Origin of the sequence: Actinoplanes sp. NPDC051346, from assembly GCF_040682215.1 — a bacterium.
Lineage (GTDB): Bacteria > Actinomycetota > Actinomycetes > Mycobacteriales > Micromonosporaceae > Actinoplanes.
This window is the reverse complement of the sequence record NZ_JBFBAJ010000036.1, coordinates 1812-5065: the sequence shown is the minus strand read 5'-3', so window position 1 is coordinate 5065 and position 3254 is coordinate 1812. Positions and strand designations below refer to the sequence as shown.

The following is a 3254-nucleotide window of genomic DNA, read 5'->3' as shown; positions in this document are numbered from 1 at the left end:
CCTGTCCCCGGTGAGTGTTTCCGGGGATGGGTGGTTGTTTGCTGTGAATCACACAGTGGACGCTGAGTATCAAGTTTGGTGTGGTTAAGCCCTCGGCCTATTAGTACCGGTCAACTGAACCAGTTACCTGGCTTACATTTCCGGCCTATCAACCCAGTCGTCTAGCTGGGGGCCTTACCCACTCAAGGTGGTGGGATACCTCATCTCGAAGCAGGCTTCCCGCTTAGATGCTTTCAGCGGTTATCCCTTCCGAACGTAGCTAACCAGCCGTGCCCCTGGCGGGACAACTGGCACACCAGAGGTTCGTCCGTCCCGGTCCTCTCGTACTAGGGACAGCCCTTCTCAAGTATCCAACGCGCACGGCGGATAGGGACCGAACTGTCTCACGACGTTCTAAACCCAGCTCGCGTACCGCTTTAATGGGCGAACAGCCCAACCCTTGGGACCTGCTACAGCCCCAGGATGCGACGAGCCGACATCGAGGTGCCAAACCATCCCGTCGATATGGACTCTTGGGGAAGATCAGCCTGTTATCCCCGGGGTACCTTTTATCCGTTGAGCGACACCGCTTCCACTCGCAAGTGCCGGATCACTAGTCCCGACTTTCGTCCCTGCTCGACCTGTCAGTCTCACAGTCAAGCTCCCTTATGTACTTACACTCAACACCTGATTGCCAACCAGGCTGAGGGAACCTTTGGGCGCCTCCGTTACCTTTTAGGAGGCAACCGCCCCAGTTAAACTACCCACCAGACACTGTCCCTCGACCCGATCAGGGCCGCAAGTTAGATACCCAAATCCAACAGAGTGGTATTTCAAGATTGCCTCCACCCGAACTGGCGTCCGAGTTTCACCGGCTCCCACCTATCCTACACAATTACATTCGGATACCAATGTCAAGCTATAGTAAAGGTCCCGGGGTCTTTCCGTCCTGCCGCGCGTAACGAGCATCTTTACTCGTACTGCAATTTCGCCGGGCCTGTGGTTGAGACAGTGGGGAAGTCGTTACGCCATTCGTGCAGGTCGGAACTTACCCGACAAGGAATTTCGCTACCTTAGGATGGTTATAGTTACCACCGCCGTTTACTGGCGCTTAAGTTCTCCGCTTCGCCCCGAAAGGCTAACAGGTCCCCTTAACGTTCCAGCACCGGGCAGGCGTCAGTCCATATACATCGTCTTACGACTTCGCATGGACCTGTGTTTTTAGTAAACAGTCGCTTCCCCCTGCTCTCTGCGGCCATACCGCGCTCCAGCAGCAAGTGCCTTCACGCGTCCGGCCCCCCTTCTCCCTAAGTTACGGGGGCAATTTGCCGAGTTCCTTAACCACAGTTCGCCCGTCGCCTCGGTATTCTCTACCTGACCACCTGTGTCGGTTTGGGGTACGGGCCGCTCGGAACATCGCTAGAGGCTTTTCTCGGCAGCATAGGATCACTGACTTCACCTGAATCGGCTCGGCATCACGTCTCAGCCTCAATGCCACGCGGATTTGCCTACGTGACGGCCTACACGCTTACCCCGGCACAACCACCGGCCGGGCTCAGCTACCTTCCTGCGTCACCCCATCGCTAAACTACTACCCACCAAGATCCCAGACTCCACACCCTCGACCCGAAAGTCTCCGGCGCTTCGCGTGGTTAGTACAGTGAGGTTCGTCTTGGGCGCTCCTTTGCGGGTACGGGAATATCAACCCGTTATCCATCGACTACGCCTCTCGGCCTCGCCTTAGGCCCCGACTCACCCAGGGCGGATTAGCCTGGCCCTGGAACCCTTGGTCATCCGGCGGAAGGGTTTCTCACCCTTCATTCGCTACTCATGCCTGCATTCTCACTCGTGTAGCGTCCACGGCTGGATCACTCCGCCGCTTCACCCGCTACACGACGCTCCCCTACCCACCCACACACCTGCACACCAATCAAGTCGGTGCGAAGTTATTGTGTGAGTGCCACAGCTTCGGCGGTGTGCTTGAGCCCCGCTACATTGTCGGCGCGGGACCACTTGACCAGTGAGCTATTACGCACTCTTTAAAGGGTGGCTGCTTCTAAGCCAACCTCCTGGTTGTCTATGCGACCCCACATCCTTTTCCACTTAGCACACGCTTAGGGGCCTTAGCTGGCGATCTGGGCTGTTTCCCTCTCGACTACGAAGCTTATCCCCCGCAGTCTCACTGCCGCGCTCTCACTTACCGGCATTCGGAGTTTGGCTGATTTCGGTAAGCTTGTGGGCCCCCTAGACCATCCAGTGCTCTACCTCCGGCAAGAAACACGCGACGCTGCACCTAAATGCATTTCGGGGAGAACCAGCTATCACGGAGTTTGATTGGCCTTTCACCCCTAACCACAGGTCATCCCCCAACTTTTCAACGTTGGTGGGTTCGGTCCTCCACGCAGTCTTACCCACGCTTCAACCTGCCCATGGCTAGATCACCCCGCTTCGGGTCTAGAACATGCGACTCAGACGCCCTATTCAGACTCGCTTTCGCTACGGCTACCCCACACGGGTTAACCTCGCCACATGCCACTAACTCGCAGGCTCATTCTTCAAAAGGCACGCCATCACCACTGCTAGGGCGGCTCTGACGGATTGTAGGCGAACGGTTTCAGGTACTATTTCACTCCCCTCCCGGGGTACTTTTCACCATTCCCTCACGGTACTTGTCCGCTATCGGTCACCAGGAAGTATTCAGCCTTACCAGGTGGTCCTGGCAGATTCACAGCAGATTTCAGGGGTCCGCTGCTACTCGAGAACACCACAAGGAGGTCACAGATTTTCGTCTACCGGGCTCTCACCGTCTACGGCCGACTTTCCCACGTCGTTCGACTAACCAGCAACTTTGTAACTCCTCGCCTGCGTGTCAGCACAGACATGTAGGTCTCACAACCCCGCACACGCAACCCCTGACAGGTATCACACGCGCACGGTTTAGGCTACATCCGCTTTCGCTCGCCACTACTCACGGAATCACTATTGTTTTCTCTTCCTACGGGTACTGAGATGTTTCACTTCCCCGCGTTCCCCCCAACTAGCCTATGAATTCAGCTAGCGGTAACACGACATGACTCGTGCTAGGTTTCCCCATTCGGACACCCTGGGATCACAGCTAGGTTGACAGCTCCCCCAGGCCTATCGCGGCCTCCCACGTCCTTCATCGGCTCCTGGTGCCAAGGCATCCACCGTTCGCCCTTGACAACTTAACCACAGAAAACAAGATGCTCGCGTCCACTGTGCAATTCTCAACCAACAACCAACCCACAACCCAA

General features: G+C 56.4%; 1 rRNA gene. It reads right to left on the bottom strand.

The features are described 5' to 3' along the window. Positions 1–80 precede the first annotated feature (80 nt). Positions 81–3191 (bottom strand): 23S ribosomal RNA (locus AB0M36_RS37570). Positions 3192–3254 lie beyond the last annotated feature (63 nt).